The sequence below is a fragment of the Paenibacillus sp. FSL M8-0212 genome, assembly GCF_038004645.1.
Classification (GTDB): domain Bacteria; phylum Bacillota; class Bacilli; order Paenibacillales; family Paenibacillaceae; genus Paenibacillus.
In genome coordinates, this window is record NZ_JBBORP010000001.1 from 4,842,848 (window position 1) to 4,860,920 (window position 18,073).

Annotated in this window: 17 protein-coding genes; 16 read left to right on the forward strand and 1 reads right to left on the reverse strand. The window is 48.1% G+C overall.

The window, feature by feature from the left end:
- Positions 1-12 precede the first annotated feature (12 nt).
- The 14 genes from gmk (at position 13) to spoVM (ending at position 14,346) form a co-directional block, all read left to right on the forward strand.
- Entirely contained in the window at positions 13-585 is a 573-nt protein-coding gene (gmk, locus tag MKX68_RS21340; protein WP_017687445.1) for a guanylate kinase, read from the forward strand.
- Between the two features lie 157 nt (positions 586-742).
- Positions 743-955, forward strand: coding sequence for a DNA-directed RNA polymerase subunit omega (gene rpoZ / locus MKX68_RS21345; RefSeq protein ID WP_091028645.1), 213 nt, complete (start codon positions 743-745; stop codon positions 953-955).
- 138 nt (positions 956-1,093) lie between these two features.
- Complete coding sequence (gene coaBC, locus MKX68_RS21350) at positions 1,094-2,329, forward strand: bifunctional phosphopantothenoylcysteine decarboxylase/phosphopantothenate--cysteine ligase CoaBC (RefSeq protein WP_340914017.1); 1,236 nt, start codon at positions 1,094-1,096, stop codon at positions 2,327-2,329.
- A 3-nt stretch (positions 2,330-2,332) separates the two neighbouring features.
- Positions 2,333-4,882, forward strand: coding sequence for a primosomal protein N' (gene priA, locus MKX68_RS21355; RefSeq protein WP_340914018.1), 2,550 nt, complete (start codon positions 2,333-2,335; stop codon positions 4,880-4,882).
- Between the two features lie 116 nt (positions 4,883-4,998).
- Complete coding sequence (def, locus tag MKX68_RS21360; protein WP_017687449.1) at positions 4,999-5,487, forward strand: peptide deformylase; 489 nt, start codon at positions 4,999-5,001, stop codon at positions 5,485-5,487.
- Positions 5,488-5,499: 12 nt separating this feature from the next.
- Positions 5,500-6,453, forward strand: a complete 954-nt coding sequence (gene fmt, locus MKX68_RS21365; protein ID WP_340914019.1) for a methionyl-tRNA formyltransferase — start codon at positions 5,500-5,502, stop codon at positions 6,451-6,453.
- Entirely contained in the window at positions 6,450-7,928 is a 1,479-nt protein-coding gene (rsmB, locus tag MKX68_RS21370) for a 16S rRNA (cytosine(967)-C(5))-methyltransferase RsmB (protein WP_340914020.1), read from the forward strand. The genes fmt and rsmB overlap by 4 nt, the downstream gene beginning before the upstream one ends.
- A 252-nt stretch (positions 7,929-8,180) precedes the next feature.
- Positions 8,181-9,221, forward strand: a complete 1,041-nt coding sequence (gene rlmN / locus MKX68_RS21375; protein WP_017687452.1) for a 23S rRNA (adenine(2503)-C(2))-methyltransferase RlmN — start codon at positions 8,181-8,183, stop codon at positions 9,219-9,221.
- A gap of 7 nt (positions 9,222-9,228) precedes the next feature.
- Positions 9,229-10,005, forward strand: coding sequence for a Stp1/IreP family PP2C-type Ser/Thr phosphatase (locus MKX68_RS21380; RefSeq protein WP_036614606.1), 777 nt, complete (start codon positions 9,229-9,231; stop codon positions 10,003-10,005).
- Complete coding sequence (gene pknB / locus MKX68_RS21385; RefSeq protein ID WP_076250883.1) at positions 10,002-12,212, forward strand: Stk1 family PASTA domain-containing Ser/Thr kinase; 2,211 nt, start codon at positions 10,002-10,004, stop codon at positions 12,210-12,212. The genes MKX68_RS21380 and pknB overlap by 4 nt, the downstream gene beginning before the upstream one ends.
- A gap of 61 nt (positions 12,213-12,273) precedes the next feature.
- Complete coding sequence (gene rsgA / locus MKX68_RS21390) at positions 12,274-13,182, forward strand: ribosome small subunit-dependent GTPase A (protein WP_017687455.1); 909 nt, start codon at positions 12,274-12,276, stop codon at positions 13,180-13,182.
- 1 nt (position 13,183) lies between these two features.
- Positions 13,184-13,843 carry a ribulose-phosphate 3-epimerase gene (rpe, locus tag MKX68_RS21395; RefSeq protein WP_017687456.1) on the forward strand — a complete coding sequence of 220 codons (660 nt, stop codon included), beginning with the start codon at positions 13,184-13,186 and terminating at the stop codon, positions 13,841-13,843.
- A gap of 3 nt (positions 13,844-13,846) precedes the next feature.
- Positions 13,847-14,098: a hypothetical protein gene (locus MKX68_RS21400; RefSeq protein WP_091014322.1), complete on the forward strand. Its 252-nt coding sequence runs from the start codon at positions 13,847-13,849 to the stop codon at positions 14,096-14,098.
- 167 nt (positions 14,099-14,265) lie between these two features.
- Positions 14,266-14,346: a stage V sporulation protein SpoVM gene (gene spoVM, locus MKX68_RS21405; protein ID WP_019424875.1), complete on the forward strand. Its 81-nt coding sequence runs from the start codon at positions 14,266-14,268 to the stop codon at positions 14,344-14,346.
- Positions 14,347-14,540: 194 nt separating this feature from the next.
- Here spoVM and rpmB read toward each other — a convergent pair whose 3' ends face one another.
- Complete coding sequence (gene rpmB, locus MKX68_RS21410) at positions 14,541-14,729, reverse strand: 50S ribosomal protein L28 (RefSeq protein ID WP_017687459.1); 189 nt, start codon at positions 14,727-14,729, stop codon at positions 14,541-14,543.
- Between the two features lie 637 nt (positions 14,730-15,366).
- Here rpmB and MKX68_RS21415 point away from each other — a divergent pair.
- The gene (locus MKX68_RS21415) at positions 15,367-17,178 is read left to right on the forward strand and encodes a DAK2 domain-containing protein (RefSeq protein WP_338587855.1); all 1,812 of its coding nucleotides are present in this window, start codon (positions 15,367-15,369) and stop codon (positions 17,176-17,178) included.
- A gap of 28 nt (positions 17,179-17,206) precedes the next feature.
- Positions 17,207-18,070: a DegV family protein gene (locus MKX68_RS21420; RefSeq protein ID WP_340914021.1), complete on the forward strand. Its 864-nt coding sequence runs from the start codon at positions 17,207-17,209 to the stop codon at positions 18,068-18,070.
- The last annotated feature ends 3 nt before the right edge of the window (positions 18,071-18,073 follow it).

Sequence of the window (18,073 nt, forward strand, 5' to 3'; positions counted from 1 at the left end):
ATGGAGTGTAATATGTCTAAGGGATTACTGGTAGTGTTGTCCGGCCCATCTGGGGTCGGGAAGGGTACTGTATGCAGCGCTTTGCGCAAACGGGTGCCGGAATTGATCTATTCCGTATCGGCGACAACCCGTCAGCCTCGTCTTGGTGAAGAACATGGTGTGAACTATTTCTTCAGAAGTCATGAAGAGTTCCAAAACATGATTGCTGAAGATCAATTGTTGGAACATGCGGAGTATGTTGGTAATTATTACGGAACACCGCGTGATTTTGTAGAGAAAACGATTAACGAAGGCCGCGACATCATTCTGGAGATTGAGGTTCAAGGCGCGTTAAAAGTGAAAGAGAAATTCCCGGAAGGCATCTTTGTTTTCCTGCTTCCTCCTTCATTGGACGAGCTGAAAGATCGCATTCAGGGCCGTGGTACCGAAAGCCAAGCGACCATTGATCACCGGATGTCCGTGGCGGTTGATGAAATCAGTCTGCTGGAGCAGTATGATTACGCTGTTGTTAATGATGAAATTGATTTGGCGTGCAAGAGAATAGAAAGCATCATAATCGCCGAACATTGTAAGATCAATAAATAATCCCTTTTGCCGCTGCAGAATGCGATATAAGTGGGGCAGTTGTCATATCATATACTGAAGCACTCCTTCTCGGGATGCCCGGGTGTGAAGACATGCCACATCAGTTCTGTCAGGCGGCAACTTGTGATTATACTAATGCGAAGAGGTGTTTGTTAATATGCTGTATCCTTCTATTGATGAAATGATGAACAAAGTCGACAGCAAGTATTCCCTTGTTGTTGCTGCTTCCCGCCGGGCTAGACAGCTACGTGAAGGTGAAAAATCGGATTTAAGAGGTGCGAGATCCCATAAACAAGTTGGCGTTGCACTGGAAGAAATCTATGGAGACCTGCTCGTTGTCATCAAAGGACAGGACGAAGAAGAAGAGTAAGCCGCCTGCGGCTGCTCTTCAACTGCATACGGCGCAAGCCGGATTAATTGACAACCGCGAGGTTGTTATTTTTTTACGGATAAGCATATTTTAACGGAATCTTACTTAGACGTCGTATAAATATCGGGGGAAATAAACATGTTGAACGGTAAAAAAATCGTGCTTGGTGTGACTGGCGGCATAGCCGCTTACAAAGCGGCAACATTATGCAGCAGACTGGTACAAAAGGGAGCGGATGTTCATGTAATTATGACAGCTTCCGCTACACAGTTTATTACCGAATTGACGCTGCAAACGTTGACCCGAAACACCGTATATACCGATACATTTGATGAACGTGAGCCAGCAGTTGTATCCCATATTCATCTGGCCGATCTGGCTGATCTTGTTCTGGTTGCTCCGGCAACAGCCAATGTGATTGCCAAGATGGCGCATGGCATGGCAGATGATATGCTCTCAACAACTCTTCTTGCGACGACAGCCCCTGTCATGATTGCTCCAGCGATGAATGTACATATGTATGATCATCCAGCTGTAAAGCATAATATGAGCCTACTTGTTGAACGGGGCGCTATGATGATCGAACCGGGTGAAGGTCTGCTTGCGTGTGGATATGTGGGCAAGGGACGTCTGGAAGAACCGGAGAGCATTGTGGATGTGGTGGAACGTTTCTTTGAACAGCGCGAGTCTGCAGACATTAGCCAGCAGGGACAAGCTTCATTGTTACAAGGCAAGAAGGTTGTTGTTACGGCTGGAGGTACGATTGAGCGCATTGACCCAGTACGATACATTACGAACGATTCATCTGGCAAAATGGGATTTGCCATAGCTGCAGCTGCGCGTGATCTGGGGGCGGATGTGAAATTGGTTATGGGCAATACCCAAGCCAAGCCACCGGAGAACGTTGAGTTGATTTCTGTACAGTCTGCACAGGATATGTATGAAGCCGTAACACGCGAGTGGGACGATGCTGATATCGTAGTTAAGGCGGCGGCAGTTGCCGATTATCGTCCAAAGGAAGTTTATACCGAGAAGATCAAGAAGAAAGGCGACACATTGTCGCTCGAACTTGTTAAAAATATAGATATTCTTGAAACGCTGGGCAAACAGAAGACCCATCAGTTTTTGATTGGTTTTGCTGCAGAGACTCAGTCGGTTGAGATGTATGCACGTGAGAAATTGGAACGGAAAAACTGTGATCTGATCGTAGCCAATGATGTAACCCGCACGGGTGCAGGATTTGGAACAGACACCAACGCGGTACATATCTATGACCGGGAAGGTTTGGTGGAGGAGCTTCCAGTGTTGGCCAAGGACGATGTGGCTCATCGGTTGCTCCGGATTGCGGCGGAGCGCATTGCCGGGAGGAATTAGGATATGGAGATTGCCAAGGTCATAGTTGATGTTCCCGTGAAGGAAACAGACCGGCCGTTTGATTACCTGGTACCTGAATCGATGAAGGAATGGATCGAGATTGGCAGCCGGGTGGGCGTACCTTTTGGTCATCGGACGGTGCAGGGATTCGTGATTGATCTTGTGCCGCGTACCGGAGAGGAATCATTCAAGCTTAAGCAGATTCAGGAGTTGCTGGACATTGTTCCCCCGTTGTCAAAGGATTTGGTTGAGTTGGCCGAATGGATGAGTGGACGTTATGCCAGTAACCGGATTTTGTCATTGCAGGTCATGGTGCCGACGGCATTGAAAGGGAAAGCAGAGCGATACATCTCGCTGGGAGATGCACTTGATGGACAGATGGCGGGTGCACAACCGGATGATGAGGTGTTATTTGTTTGGGGAGAAGAGTCTACGACCGAGAAAGTACAGCAGGATATCATCCGTTTTGTCAAAAGTCGGGGTCAGGTACCGCTGCAACAACTGAGTCGAAAATATCCCAATCATGCTGCACTAATCAAGAAATTATTGCTTGGTGGTGTACTGCTGGAGAGTCAGGCCATCAAGGACAAGTTAAATAAAAAAACGATGAAGTCCGTTGATCTGGCTGTAGATATTACTGCTGCTCAGGAAGCACTTGCTTCATTCCCGGCGAAAGCACAGCGGCAGAAGGAGATTCTGGCTTTTTTGCTGGAAATGAAAGAACTGCTGCCCATGCCGATGAAAGAAGTGTTATCTACACTACAGGTATCGGCCGCAACGATTAAGGGTCTTGAGGAAAAGGGACTAATCGTCACCGAGGACGTTGAGGTCTTCCGTGACCCTTATCAGGGCAGGACGTTCAAACCGACTGAACCGCTGATTCTGACCGATGAGCAAAAACTTGTCTACGACAATATCAATGGCCGATTGCAGGAACAACGCCATGGAGTATTTTTGTTACATGGTGTTACGGGAAGTGGCAAAACGGAAGTCTATCTTCAAACCATTCAACAATGCATCGAACAGGATCGGCAGGCCATCGTACTGGTGCCCGAGATTGCACTGACACCACAGATGGTAGAGCGCTTCAAAGGGCGCTTCGGTGACCAGGTCGCTGTTATGCACAGTCGTCTGTCTGGCGGTGAACGTTATGATGAATGGCGCAAGATTCGTGAAGGTCAGGTGAAGGTTGCGATTGGGGCGCGTTCAGCCGTATTTGCTCCATTCAGTCGGCTTGGGTTGATCATTATGGATGAAGAACACGAGACTTCCTACAAACAGGAAGAAACTCCGAAATATCATGCCCGTGATGTGGCGGTAAAAAGAGCACAGCAGCACCAGGCCGTGGTTGTTCTGGGTTCAGCCACACCTTCACTGGAAAGTTATTATGCAGCACGCTCACAGAGTAATGATGATTTTGCACCGCTCTTGCTGGAGATGCCAACACGGGCACTGGGGAACAAGTTGCCTGAAGTACGAATTGTTGACATGCGTGAAGAGTTGAAGGATGGTAACCGCTCCATGTTCAGCAGGGCTTTGCACAAAGGGTTAGAGGAGCGCTTGGAGCGTGGTGAACAGACTGTGCTTCTGCTGAATCGCCGTGGATATTCGACCTTTGTCATGTGCCGAAGTTGTGGATATGTGGCAGGTTGTCCCGAATGTGATATTTCACTGACGTACCATCAGCGCTCGAATAATCTTCGTTGTCATTACTGCGGGTATGCGGAAGCCGCTCCGGAAGTGTGTCCGGATTGTGGAAGTGAGCATATTCGATACTTTGGTACAGGTACACAACGGGTCGAGGAAGAACTTGCGAAGCTCTTTCCGGGTATTCGGGTTATACGGATGGATGTGGATACAACAACGGAAAAAGGGGCTCACGAGAAGCTGCTAAAACAGTTTCGTGAGAAAAAGGCTGACGTATTGCTGGGTACCCAGATGGTTGCGAAGGGACTTGATTTCCCGGATGTGACTCTGGTTGGCGTGATAACAGCGGATTCAGCATTGAATTTGCCTGATTTTCGTGCTGCCGAAAAAACGTTTCAGTTACTAACACAGGTAGCTGGCCGAGCTGGTCGACACCAATTGCCTGGTGAGGTGTTTGTTCAGTCCTATACGCCGGAGCACTACTCCATTGGCCATGCGAGTCAGCATGACTACGTGTCATTTGTACGTGAGGAATTGCTGCACCGTCGCAATTTGCAATATCCGCCTTACTGTCGCCTGATTCTGGTGACCTTTTCGCATGAGCAACTTCCGGTATTGATTCGTCTTGCCGAGAACTACACGCGAATACTGAAAGAGAAGGCTAATGTAGCCGGATGGCTCGGCAGTCTGGATCGATTCAGCAATGATGCCTTTGATGTACTGGGGCCGGTAGCATCCCCGATTCCTCGGATCAAGAATAGATACAGATTCCAATGTATGATAAAATGGCGGGGGGATGTAGACGCCATAGGACTCGCTCTGGCAACAGCCCGGCGCATGGACGATGATGTTCAGGCGCAGAAATTGCTTATTAGTCTGGATGTAGACCCGCAAATGTTAATGTAAGCATTTTGCAGCAATGCGGATGTAAACAAGCGGTATAAACATAGATTAAAATGAATACCCCAAAAATACAGATATCGTCCTGAAATTATGATGAGGATTAGGAAGGTGCTTACAACATGTCGATTCGCATTATCGTGCAAGAACCAGATGAGGTGCTCCACAAGAGAGCCAAAGAAGTAACTAAAATTACACCGAACGTACAAAAATTGCTGGATGATATGGCTGATACCATGTACGATGCGGAAGGTGTAGGTCTTGCTGCGCCGCAGGTTGGAATTTTGAAACGTCTGATTGTTATCGACGCAGGTGATGAGCAAGGGCTGATCAAGATGATTAACCCGGAGATCATTGCAAGTGAGGGAGAACAATTCGGACCGGAAGGTTGTCTGAGTATCCCTGGAATTAATGGTGATGTTCGTCGTTTCGAGACCGTTACGGTTAAAGGTCTGGATCGTGAAGGCAAAGAGTTGATTATTACGGGTAGTGGCTTGCTGTCCCGTGCATTCCAGCATGAGATCGATCATCTGGATGGCGTACTCTTTACGGATGTCGCCGAGAAAGTGTACGAAATTGCAGCCGATCAAACGGGACCGCGTCGTAATTAAGGAGTGATCGATTTGAATATTGTTTTTATGGGAACACCTGAATTTGCAGTTCCTTCTCTCGATATGCTGATGGCAGAGGGATACAATGTGGTGGGTGTGGTGACTCAGCCTGATAAACCACAGGGACGCAAAAAAGTACTTACGCCAACACCGGTTAAGGCCGCGGCAGAACGCCACGGTCTGCCGGTGTTTCAACCTGTTAAATTGCGTGATCCGGAAGCCGTAGCCCGCTTGGCTGAATGGAAGCCGGATCTGATCGTGACCGCGGCCTTTGGACAGATTCTGCCCAAAGCCGTGCTGGATATGCCTGTTCGCGGTTGTGTGAACGTGCATGGCTCTCTTTTACCGAAATATCGGGGAGGAGCCCCGATCCAACGTTCCATTATTAACGGGGAATCCGTGACAGGAGTCACATTGATGTATATGGCTGAAGGCCTGGACACCGGAGATATGATCTCACGTGTGGAACTGCCGATTACGGACGAAGATACATCAGGATCGATGTTTGATAAATTAAGTGAGGCTGGTTCCAAACTGCTTCAGGCAGAAATGCCACGATTGATTGCAGGCGAGACAACTGCGGTTCCTCAGGATGATGCCGAGGCTTCATATGCTCGCAATCTGACTCGGGATGACGAGAAAATGGACTGGAGTCGTACTTCACGTGAACTGTTCAATCAGATCCGCGGCCTTGTGCCATTTTCGGGTGCATTTACGATGTGGGAAGATCAGGTCTTCAAAGTCTGGGCTGCGGCTAATCCCGATCAGGTGGATCAGGCAACTTCTTCGGATGCTGGACAAGCAGAGCCGGGAACGGTGCTGCAATTGAACAAGGCAGGGATTGAAGTCCGCACAGGCAATGGGTCTCTCTGGTTGACTGAAGTGCAGCCAGCAGGTAAAAAGGTGATGCAAGCTGCTGACTTTGCTCGCGGTGGTACACTGAAACCTGGAACGGTGCTGCGATGAGCGGTAACATACCAGGTCGTTCGTCAGGAAAAGGCCAGAAAGCTACTGGAAATTCATCCGGGCGTGAAGGAAACCGTCGTCCGAATTCGGGTAAATCGGATGGTGCATCTCGCTCCCAGAAACCCAAAACATCTGCTCGTGCATTGGCAGTCAAAGTTCTGAGTGCTGTTGAGCAAGATGGAGCATACAGTAATCTGGAGTTGAACCGTCGTCTGAAAGAGGCAGATTTAAGCCCCGCAGATGCTGGACTCGCTACCGAATTGGTGTATGGAACAATCGCCAGATTGAATACACTTGATTATTTTCTGGAACGTTACGTGGCCAAAGGAGTATCCAAACTGCAACCATGGGTTCGTAGCCTGCTGCGAATCAGCGTATACCAGATGATATACCTGGATCGTATTCCGGAACATGCCGTGGTGAGCGAAGCGGTTAATCTGGCGAAGAAACTGGGCCATCAGGGAATCTCGGGCATGGTGAATGGTGTACTTCGCAATATGATCCGTAATCGGGATGAACTTCGTATTCCAGAACATCTGCCCGTTGCCGAACGTATTTCACTGGAGCATTCCCACCCGTTATGGATGGTTAAACGTTGGATTGCCCAGTACGGCGAAGAGACGGCAGAAGCGATCTGTCGTGCGAATAACGAGCCGCCAGCGGTGAGTGTTCGGGTCAACACCACAATGACCACACGGGAGAAACTGATGCATGAGATGGCCAGCACAGGTGCAGTCGTTGAAGCTTCTCGCCTGAGTTCCGATGGTATTCTTGTACGTAGTGGCGGAAATATGGCTCTAACGTCCTGGTATCGGGATGGCCTGTTCTCTGTACAGGACGAAAGTTCCATGCTTGTCGCTGAAGCCGTTGCGCCGGAAGAAGACCAACTTGTATTGGATTGCTGCGCAGCTCCAGGTGGTAAAACAGCTCACATGGCGGAGAAAATGCAGGATCGCGGTCGTATTGTCGCGAATGATGTACATGCTCACAAGCGCCAGCTGATCCTGGATCAGGCGGAGCGTCTCGGTCTGAGCTGCATCGATGCTGTAACTGGAGATGCTCTTGATCTGAACGAACGGTATCCGGAAGCGTCGTTTGACCGCATTTTGCTGGATGCACCATGTTCAGGTCTCGGTGTTATTCGACGCAAGCCAGATGTGAAATGGACCAAAACCGTAGAAGATATCGAAGATATCGCAGGCTTGCAGCGTGAATTGCTTGATCGGGTTGCACCGTTGTTAAAGCCAGGTGGTATTCTGGTGTATAGCACGTGTACGATTGAGCCTACTGAGAATGAGGATATGGTGGCAGACTTCTTGAATCGACATCCGGAATATAGTCCAGCAGAAGCATCTGTCTGGTCTGAATCGGAGACAGCGAACTTGAAGGCAGTGAACGGTGGTATTCAGATTTTGCCACAATACGCTCACAGCGACGGATTTTTCATCGCACGGTTGACAAAAACAGCGAAATAACAGTTTAATAGAGCACGGAAGCATGACCGCCGAGGGGAACTTCGGCGGATTTCTTTGTGATGGGACTACGATATAATTGTCAGAGAATGTGATGACAGGGTGCGATGGCGGCATTGAGATGTTATAATGCATGAAGTACAGATATCAAGGGTATACATGGATGTAACGTGGTCTTTGTGATAGAATAGGACGAATGGAACGAAAAGAAGGAAGCCAACGAAAAGAAAAGAAGGAATAGGTGTTGACAACAAAATGAAACCTTTTATATATGATTATTCTCTGGAACAACTGCAGCAATGGGCTGTGGAGAATGGGGAGCCGGCGTTTCGCGGTGGCCAAATCTTTGACTGGATTTATGTAAAACGTGTGAATGATTTCAGTGAAATGACCAATCTGTCCAAGCCATTGCGTGAAAAGCTGACAGAGCAATTTGAATTTGTAACGCTTAAGGAAATTACCAAGTTTGAATCCAAGGATGGAACGGTTAAATTCCTCTTTGGTCTTCATGATGATCATGCCATTGAGACGGTAATCATGAAGCATAATTACGGGAACAGCATCTGTGTAACCACACAGGTTGGTTGTCGTATTGGTTGTACGTTCTGTGCATCCACATTGGGTGGACTCAAGCGTAACCTTACGGCTGGTGAGATTGTTGCCCAGGTTGTGCAGGCTCAGAAAATTTTGGATGAACGCAACGAGCGTGTCAGCAGCATCGTGATCATGGGTTCGGGTGAACCTTTCGAAAACTATGAAGCTACGATGACTTTCCTGCGCATTATGATTCATGAAAAAGGGCTGAACATCGGTCAGCGTCACATCACGGTATCCACGAGCGGAATCGTTCCGAACATCTACAAGTTTGCAGATGAAGATACACAGATTAACCTCGCCATTTCGATCCATGCACCAAATGATGCACTGCGTTCGAAATTGATGCCGGTTAACCGGCGTTTTCCTTTTGAAGACGTGATGGAGTCCCTTCGTTATTATTTGGCCAAAACAGGTCGCAGAATTACGTTTGAGTATGCACTTATTGGTGGGGTAAACGATCAGCCAGAGCATGCAGCAGAACTGGCAAGCGTGCTTAAGAACATGTTGTGCCACGTGAATCTGATTCCGGTTAACCATGTACCTGAACGCAAATACGTGAGAACATCGAGAAGCGACATTTTCAATTTTCAGAAGATTCTCTCGGAACAGGGTGTTAATGTAACCATTCGTCGTGAACAGGGACATGATATTGCTGCCGCTTGCGGTCAGCTTCGTGCAAAGCATATGGAGTTGAGGTGAGAACGTTTTGATCAAAACAGTTCATGTGAGCCATATCGGACGAGTGCGTTCGGTGAATGAAGATTCAGCCTGGATTCGTAATCTCGATACAGGATATATTCTGGGTATTGTTGCCGATGGCATGGGTGGACACCTTGCAGGGGATACGGCAAGCCGCTTGGCAGTAGAGACGTTGGTGAAAGATCTGGGAACACTGGAACCAGGTCTGTCACATGCGTCTCTGTCTGCGGCTCTCAGCGATGCTATTTTGCATGCCAACGAAGTTATCTTCCGCACGGCATCAACAGATGACAAGTATCACAACATGGGAACAACGGTGGTTGCGGCTTTATTGAACGATACGGAAGGTGTTATTGGACACATCGGTGATAGCAGAGCCTACAAAATTGCGAACAAAGCTGTGATCCAGCTAACCGAGGACCATACACTGGTGAATGAATTGTTCAAAAATGGTCAGATTAGCAAAGAAGATGTGTCTCATCATCCACGTCGCAACGTACTAACTCGTGCGCTTGGAACAGATGCCGAGGTGAAGGTAGATCTGGATACTGTCAAGCTGGAGGAAGGCGAAGTTCTTCTCCTGTGCAGTGATGGTCTCAGTAACCTGGTCAGCAATGAGCAGATTATTCAGGTTGCCGGCAATCTGGAACTGGCATTGGAAGATCGTGCAGACCGACTGCTTCAGTTGGCTTTACTTGCTGGGGGAGACGACAACATCACGGTTGCTTTGTTCGAGTTACAGAGGGAAGGTTCCGTGGATACGGAAACGGGGTGTGAGTCATGATTGGGCACCAGCTAGGCGGACGCTATGAAGTGATTGAGCGTGTCGGCGGTGGCGGCATGGCTCTTGTGTACAAAGCCCAGGATCTTCTGTTGAACCGGAATGTAGCGATCAAAGTCCTTAGACAACAGTTTGTGCATGATGAAGAGTTTATTCGCCGTTTCCGCAGGGAAGCACAGTCGGCAGCATCGCTGTCTCATCCGAATGTAGTTAGCATTTATGACGTGGGGCAGGAAGATGACGTTCATTATATTGTCATGGAGTACGTGGAAGGCAAAAACTTGAATGAAATTATTAAAGAACGCGCCCCTCTGCAAGTGGACGAATCTGTCCGAATCGCTTCCCAGATTGCAGATGCTCTTGATCATGCACATCATAATCAAATCATTCATCGGGATATCAAACCCCACAATATATTAATTGGCCGGAATGGCCGTGTGAAAGTAACGGATTTCGGGATTGCCCGTGCGGTTACATCTACAACGATTACGCAGACCGGTTCCGTAGTTGGTTCTGTACATTACTTCTCACCAGAGCATGCCAAAGGCATCGTTACTGGTGAAAAATCGGACTTATATTCTCTTGGGATCGTACTTTACCAAATGCTTACCGGGCAACTTCCGTTTCTGGGTGAAAGTCCAATCAGTGTGGCATTGAAGCATTTGCAGGAAGAGTTCGATGAACCACGCAAATTCAATCCATTGATTCCGCAAAGTGTGGAAAATGTCATCTTAAAATCCATGCGTAAAAATCCGCAGGAACGTTATCAGTCGGCCAAAGAAATGCAGACCGATCTGGAAACTTGCCTGATGCCGGAGAGACGAAATGAAACGAAGATTGATTTTCCGGATGAGGATGATATAGACCAGACTCGCGTAATGCCAGCGATCAAGCCTGAACCGCGTGGAGTTACATCGACGGGTGCGGTGCCTGTGATGGAGTCTGACGAAGAAACTGGCAAGGGTAAAGCGAAATCGAAGAGCTGGAAGAAGCCAGCTCTACTCATTTCATTAACCGTTCTTATTCTAATCGCCATGGTGGGTGTTGTATGGTATGTCAAGGGTATGTTGGTTGTACCTGAAGTTACCGTACCTAACGTGATCACCCAGACTGAAGAAAAGGCTCGGGAAATGCTTGAGGAGAAAGGACTCGTCGTCAGTGATGAGGTCATCCGTCTGTACCAGGAAGGTGTCGAACCCGGTATTGTGTTTGACCAGAGCAGAAAAGAAGGCGATGTTGTCAAAGAAGGCTCCGAAGTCCAGATCAGTGTTGGTGCAGAAAAAGAACTGGTGAAGATGATTGATGTCAAACAAGAAACTTATGATGAGGCTGTCAAGAAGTTGACTGCGCTTGGCATTAAGGAAGATCAGATTCAGCGGAAAGATGACTTCTCCAATGATGTGGCTTCAGGTTCTGTTATTTCCCAGACACCGGGTGTCAATGAGGAATTTGATCCAGAGACAGTTCAGATTGAGTTAACCGTAAGTAAAGGCACTGAAACGGTCAAAATGCCTGATCTGAAAAATCTTACCCGCAGTGAAGCCGAAGAAAAACTTAAATCTGCTGGACTTGAGCTTGCTCAGGTACAGGAAGAACAAAGTTATACGGTAGAAAAGGGCAAAGTGACGCAGCAATGGCCTGTGGAAGCGGGCGCAGATGTGAGTCCTGGCGATAAGATTACGATCTTTATCAGCACAGGGTATCCACCTGAAGCGCTGCAATATCCTTTTGATATCAATGTATCACCCAAAGAAGAGGGCAAAAACAGTAAAATCCGTATCACATATGAAGATGCACGTGGCAAGAATCAGGAATGGGGAACTCGCACCGTGAACTCAACCCAGATCTTGACCATTCCACTTGTACTTGCTCCAAATGAAAATGGGGCTGTGTCCGTCTATCGTGATGGACAGTTCCTGGATACGTATCTTGTCTCCTACAGTGAAGCCAAAAACGGAACAGTAAACGTACCTTCCATTGACCCGGAACAAAGCACTGAGACGCCGCCAGAAAATGAGCCTGATCCAGGTGAAGGTAGCGTTGATGAGGGAAGTGTTGATTCCAATCAGGAAGGTGAACCTGAGTCCACACCGGCAGACGGTGAGGGTGAGAGCGTAGATGAGGACACTTCTGCCATGAATAATGGTAAGGGGCACGGCAAGGAAAAAGAGAAGAAAAAGGAAGTCATTAACGCATCAAGCCGTCCATAAGGGCGGCTTATGCTGGCGTCTGGAGTAAATGTACCACCATCTAAAGGAGGGCGTCGGAGCTATGCCAGAAGGTATCATCGTTAAAGCGCTAAGCGGTTACTATTATGTCATGCCAGTGGAAGACAACGGGGTTCCTTCGGTTGAAGGTTCCGCCGTTCAATGTCGAGCCAGAGGTATCTTCAGAAAACGGGGAACGTCACCGCTTGTAGGTGATCGCGTCAGCTACATGTTGACTGAGAACGGAGAAGGAACGGTTGATGAAATTCGGAAGCGTGAGACGGAACTTATCCGTCCTCCTGTAGCCAATGTAAGTTTGGCTGTTCTCGTGTTCTCTGTGAAGGAACCGGATATGAACCTGAACCTGTTGGACAAGTTCCTTGTTCACATCGAGCAGGCGGGGCTGGATGCACTCATTGTGTTGACCAAACTGGATTTGGCTGATCCAGCCAAAGACACTGTTGCTGAAGTGAAAGCATTGTATGAACAGGTTGGTTATGAAGTGATCTCCACAAGTTCACGTACCGGTGAAGGCAGTGAATTGCTCAGAGACCGTCTGGCTGGTAAGATCAGCGTATTCTCCGGACAATCCGGTGTAGGCAAGTCTTCGATGTTAAATGCATTGATGCCGGGCCTGACGCTGGAGACAAATGCGATTAGCATGCGTCTAGGACGAGGGAAACACACCACCAGGCACGTGGAGCTTATTCCGTTGGATAATGGTGGATTTGTTGCGGATACGCCAGGATTCAGCCAACTGGACTTTCTGGAGATCGGTGTGGAGGAACTCTCCACTTGTTTCCGGGAATTCGCCCAGTTTGCAGATCAGTGCAAATTCCGAGGTTGTACCCATACACATGAACCAGGTTGTCGTGTGCTTGCGGCCAAGGAGGAAGGTCTGATCTCCGAAAGCCGATATCAGCACTATGTGCTGTTCCTGACCGAAATGAAAGATAAGAAGCGGAGGTATTAACATGATTAAAATTGCCCCATCGATATTATCAGCTGATTTTGCCCGCCTTGGTGCGGAAGTTGCAGAAGCTCAAGCTGCAGGAGGAGACTGGATTCATGTTGACGTTATGGACGGTCATTTCGTCCCTAATATTACGCTTGGACCTGCGATTGTGAAGGCGATCGCTCCACATACAAGCTTGCCGCTCGATGTGCATTTGATGATTGAGAATCCGGAGCGTTATGTTGAGGAATTTGCCAAAGCGGGTGCAGCGGTAATTACCGTTCATGCTGAGGCTTGTGTGCATCTGCACCGAGTTATTCACCTGATCAAGGAGCAAGGAGTGAAGGCAGGAGTTGCCCTTAATCCGGGAACGCCAGCGTCTGCCATTCTCGAAGTGCTGGATGATGTGGACATGGTTCTTGTTATGACGGTCAATCCTGGCTTTGGCGGACAGGCATTTATCTCGGGTACGATGAACAAAATCAAGCAGATTCGTACCTGGTTGAACGAAAAGGGACGCCATGATGTACATATCGAAGTAGATGGCGGAATTGCAGCCGATACAGCCCCGCTTGTAGTGGAAGCTGGAGCAGATGTGCTCGTTGCTGGGAGTGCCGTATTTGGACGTGAGGATCGTGCTGCCGCGATTACTGAAATTCGCCGTAGCTACGGAGGCTGATCTATGACCCTTAAGGAGACACTGTGGACGATGGCTGCGAGTCTCGTGACGGGACTTGTGCTTGCTTTGTTTGCGGTTATTCAATCCCCGTTTAATGCCATCACGTCATTAATCGGGGTGGGCGTTGTTATTATGTATTTCCGCAAATTTGATCGTACCGGGCATCGGGTTACTTTTGTCATATTCAGCATACTGTATTATGTACTGAGTGTTTTCATGATCGCTGTCTATCAATATATTCCTGCCCAAACGTAAATGACCTGATCTTCGGGCTTGTCATTGTGGAATAGGGATCGAAGGTTCCGCATAAATATGGTTACATGAGCAGGTTTCTCATGTAGCCTTTTTTGTCGTGTTTGAGGTAAAGAAGGCCTGAAGCATAGGATACGGCGGACGCATGAGCATGATGGGGAGGGTGAATTATGAAATTTTACACATTCAAACTGCCGAAGTTTTTGGGAGGGTTTGTAAAGGCGATTCTTAATACGTTTCAAAAGAACTGATCCGATTGATAAGGTAACAGGGAATACCGCCGCTTTGGCTCAGTCTTATCTGGAATTCGTACCTGCGAAGCGCCATGCGGCGGCCATTCACATGTTAATGAGCGTATTCAAGAATCCCTTTTTTGAATACCAAAAAAGCACCTGCAAGGAACAAGGTGCTTTTTGCTTACCCGATTTATAGTAGCTTTGCGTGATTATACGCGAGTCACTTTACCGGCTTTCAGTGCACGGGTGCTTACGTATACACGTTTTGGTTTGCCGTCAACGAGAATGCGGACCTTCTGAACGTTTACGCCCCAAGTACGACGGTTACGGTTGTTAGCGTGGGATACGTGGTTACCGGTGCCCGGTTTCTTACCTGTCACATAACATTTGCGAGACATAGATTACACCTCCTATCCTAAAATAACCAGTTGCCTTCAGAAACGAAAAGTCATTCCATAAGGACTAAATTGTTCTTCCTGATCATAAAGATCAGGTTTCAGTAGCTAATGGCGTTGTTTAAGCCGGCATGAACCGGATCATTTCCATTACTTAACCTGCATAAAACAATACTTGAATATAATATCATAATTAAAAAAGCTTCGTCAACTGATCCAAAAACTTTATTTATTTCTCCTGTCTAATATAGTACAATGTTGAGTAGTCCATAATACAGTGGTGAACAGGCTGTTGCCGCGAGGAAGTCGGAGAATAAACCGTACTTAGAGGTCGGTGGTCTGCTTTTTGGCAACGCTGTGAGCTGCGGCATTCCATCATTGGCACCAGTCTCCATGCGGCATTCATGCCGGCTCTTGATACCGGTGCATATCCGTATGCCCCGAAGTTAGGGGTGCAGAGAGTGCAGGATATTGGTAGCCCGGCCGCCCAGACCGTTAATCCGGCTGACATGTTGTATTGTATGCCTGTGCCGGACAAGGTATGGACGAAGAATAACGCAGTCCGCGTTAGCGCATGAACAGACCAGACACATCTTGGTGCAAGGTGTTCGTGTATCAAGCTAGGAAGGGGAATTCTCACTTGAGTATACGTTCTTTAAATGGAACAGATTTCACCGCAATGGTACTTGCCGGAGCGGAACAACTTGGACAGCATGCAGAGCACGTCAATTCCCTGAATGTTTTCCCTGTGCCGGATGGTGACACGGGAACGAACATGAATTTGACAATGAGTGCAGGAGTCGCAGAGATTAAAAGAAAAAGTTCTGCCTCCATCGGCGAAGCTGCCGGTATTCTATCGAAAGGCCTGCTTATGGGCGCACGGGGGAATTCAGGAGTTATTCTGTCGCAATTGTTCCGTGGTTTTAGTCGTTCAGCTGCTCCCTATGAGGAACTGAATACGCTCCAATTTGCAGCAGCCCTGCAGAACGGTGTTGACGCAGCTTACAAAGCAGTCGTAAAGCCCGTTGAAGGGACCATTCTTACCGTAGCCAAGGAAGCGGCGAAACATGCCAACTACTACGCAAGACGGACGAATGATATTACTGAATTAATGAATGAAGTTTTGTTAAAAGCAAAAGAAGCACTGGCAATGACTCCGGAATTACTGCCTGTACTGAAACAGGTTGGTGTTGTGGATTCAGGTGGTCAGGGGCTTGTATATATCTACGAGGGCTTTATGGAAGTATTGCTGCAAAGTGACGGAGGGAGTCGGACTTCACTGAACAAAGAAGTAACCCCATCCGTGGCAGCATCTGCTTTGAAACCGGCTGCACCGACAGAAGTGGATATCAAGAAGCCTGCACAGCAGCAGGTGATTGCACCGGAGATGCCATTGTCTGCTCAGGCGAGACTGGAAACGGAAGATATTGAATTCCTGTATGATATGGAATTCTTCATTAACCGCGAGCTTGGAGAGAACGCAGGAGTGGCATTTGATGACGAAGCATTCCGGAAAGCGTTGTCAGTTAATGGGGATTCGATCATCATCATTGCCGACGATGAAGTCATCAAAGTTCATGTCCATTCCAAGACACCAGGCGATGTATTAAACCTGGCGCTGCATTATGGTGAGATTACACAGATTCATATTCTCAATATGCGTGAACAGCATCGGGATCTCCTGACAGCAGGCATGGATATTGCTCCATCACCTGAATTGTTTGCAGAGATTCCACCTGAGGCAGCGCGCAGTATGGAAGAGGCTGTGCTTCCTGCAGATGAGATGGCACCGTATGGTTTTATTGCGGTATCCTCCGGTGACGGTATTGCAGAGATTTTCCAAAGTCTTGGCGTTGATGTTGTTCTGTCCGGTGGACAGACGATGAATCCGAGTACTGAGGATTTTGTAAAAGCCGTTCGTTCCATTGCTGCGGAGCAGGTATTTATACTCCCGAATAACTCGAATATTGTACTGGCTGCGGAGCAGGCTCGTGAATTGCTTGAAGATGAGCGCCGGATTACGGTTATTCCAAGCAAGACCATTCCACAGGGGATGGCTGCTGCCTTTGCTTTCCAGGAAGATGAGTCTGCGGAAACAAACCGTGACCAAATGTTGGAGGCTATTAGCCGGGTACAGTCCGGTCAAGTGACTCATGCGGTTCGTGATACGCAATATGATGAATTGGATATCAAGGCGGGGCACTATATCGGTATTCATAACTCCAAAATTGTAGCGACGGATGAAACTATGCTCCAAGCATGTGAAGGTCTGCTCAAACAGATGATGGAGAGCGGAGATGAAGTGGTGACGATCCTTGAAGGGGACGAAGCTGACCCTGAGGTTACTGCTGCCCTCGCTGCATGGCTTGAAGTACAGTATCCTGATGCTGAGGTAGAGGTACATCTTGGAGGACAGCCGGTGTATTATTATCTGTTCTCCGTAGAGTCCTAATAGCACTCTAGCGAAGAGGAGGAGAGTCATGAGCCACAAGGTTGCGATAGTAACAGACAGTACGGCAGATATTCCCGAAGAACTCATTCGCAAATACGGGATTCATATTGTTCCGCTACGTGTTCTGTTCGGAGAAGAGACCTATGCAGATGGTATTGATCTGACTTCGGAACAGTTCTACGAAAAGTTGAAGAAAGTATCTGTGTTGCCTACAACTTCACAGCCATCTCCAACCGATTTCATGAATGTGTACCAATCACTTCTTGATGAGAACCCGGAACGCCCGATTGTATCGATCCACCTGTCATCTGGCATGAGTGGTACCTACCAATCGGCCATGCTTGGCAAGTCTTTGCTGGAGCGTGAGGGTGACATCACCGTGCTGGATTCGAAGTCAGCATCGTATGGATACGGTCTAATGGTATTACAGGCTGCTGAACTTGCCGAACAGGGCAAGTCAGCAGTCGAAATCACTGCTGCCATTGAAGGGATGCAACAATCTCGCAAATTGTTCTTTCTCGTGGATACTTTGGAGTATCTGCAAAAGGGCGGTCGGATTGGCAAAGCTTCAGCCATCTTGGGAACGTTGCTTAACATTAAGCCGATCCTGTCTATTGATGAAGAAGGCGTTATCTACGCAGTTGAGAAAGTCAGAGGTCATAAAAAAGCAATGGCACGCATTATTGAGCTGTTCCAGAAGGATCTTGCAGGCAAACGGGTTAACCTGGCGGTAGGTCATACCGCTGACCCGGGATCAGCGATCGCTTGTGCAGAGCAGCTGCGGGGTCATTTTACACTGAATGAAGTGATCTATACCAATATTGGAGCCGTAATAGGCAGTCATGTTGGACCTGGTGTCATTGCGATCTTTATGTGGCCTGTTCCGGAATGAGGG

What these genes read in the sequence shown, in the direction of transcription:
- gmk (WP_017687445.1), top strand. Translation starts at nt 13, where the DNA reads ATGTCTAAGGGATTACTGGTAGTGTTGTCCGGCCCATCTGGGGTCGGG.
- rpoZ (WP_091028645.1), top strand. Translation starts at nt 743, where the DNA reads ATGCTGTATCCTTCTATTGATGAAATGATGAACAAAGTCGACAGCAAG.
- coaBC (WP_340914017.1), top strand. Translation starts at nt 1,094, where the DNA reads ATGTTGAACGGTAAAAAAATCGTGCTTGGTGTGACTGGCGGCATAGCC.
- priA (WP_340914018.1), top strand. Translation starts at nt 2,333, where the DNA reads ATGGAGATTGCCAAGGTCATAGTTGATGTTCCCGTGAAGGAAACAGAC.
- def (WP_017687449.1), top strand. Translation starts at nt 4,999, where the DNA reads ATGTCGATTCGCATTATCGTGCAAGAACCAGATGAGGTGCTCCACAAG.
- rsmB (WP_340914020.1), top strand. Translation starts at nt 6,450, where the DNA reads ATGAGCGGTAACATACCAGGTCGTTCGTCAGGAAAAGGCCAGAAAGCT.
- rlmN (WP_017687452.1), top strand. Translation starts at nt 8,181, where the DNA reads ATGAAACCTTTTATATATGATTATTCTCTGGAACAACTGCAGCAATGG.
- pknB (WP_076250883.1), top strand. Translation starts at nt 10,002, where the DNA reads ATGATTGGGCACCAGCTAGGCGGACGCTATGAAGTGATTGAGCGTGTC.
- rsgA (WP_017687455.1), top strand. Translation starts at nt 12,274, where the DNA reads ATGCCAGAAGGTATCATCGTTAAAGCGCTAAGCGGTTACTATTATGTC.
- rpe (WP_017687456.1), top strand. Translation starts at nt 13,184, where the DNA reads ATGATTAAAATTGCCCCATCGATATTATCAGCTGATTTTGCCCGCCTT.
- MKX68_RS21400 (WP_091014322.1), top strand. Translation starts at nt 13,847, where the DNA reads ATGACCCTTAAGGAGACACTGTGGACGATGGCTGCGAGTCTCGTGACG.
- spoVM (WP_019424875.1), top strand. Translation starts at nt 14,266, where the DNA reads ATGAAATTTTACACATTCAAACTGCCGAAGTTTTTGGGAGGGTTTGTA.
- rpmB (WP_017687459.1), bottom strand. Translation starts at nt 14,729, where the DNA reads ATGTCTCGCAAATGTTATGTGACAGGTAAGAAACCGGGCACCGGTAAC.
- MKX68_RS21420 (WP_340914021.1), top strand. Translation starts at nt 17,207, where the DNA reads ATGAGCCACAAGGTTGCGATAGTAACAGACAGTACGGCAGATATTCCC.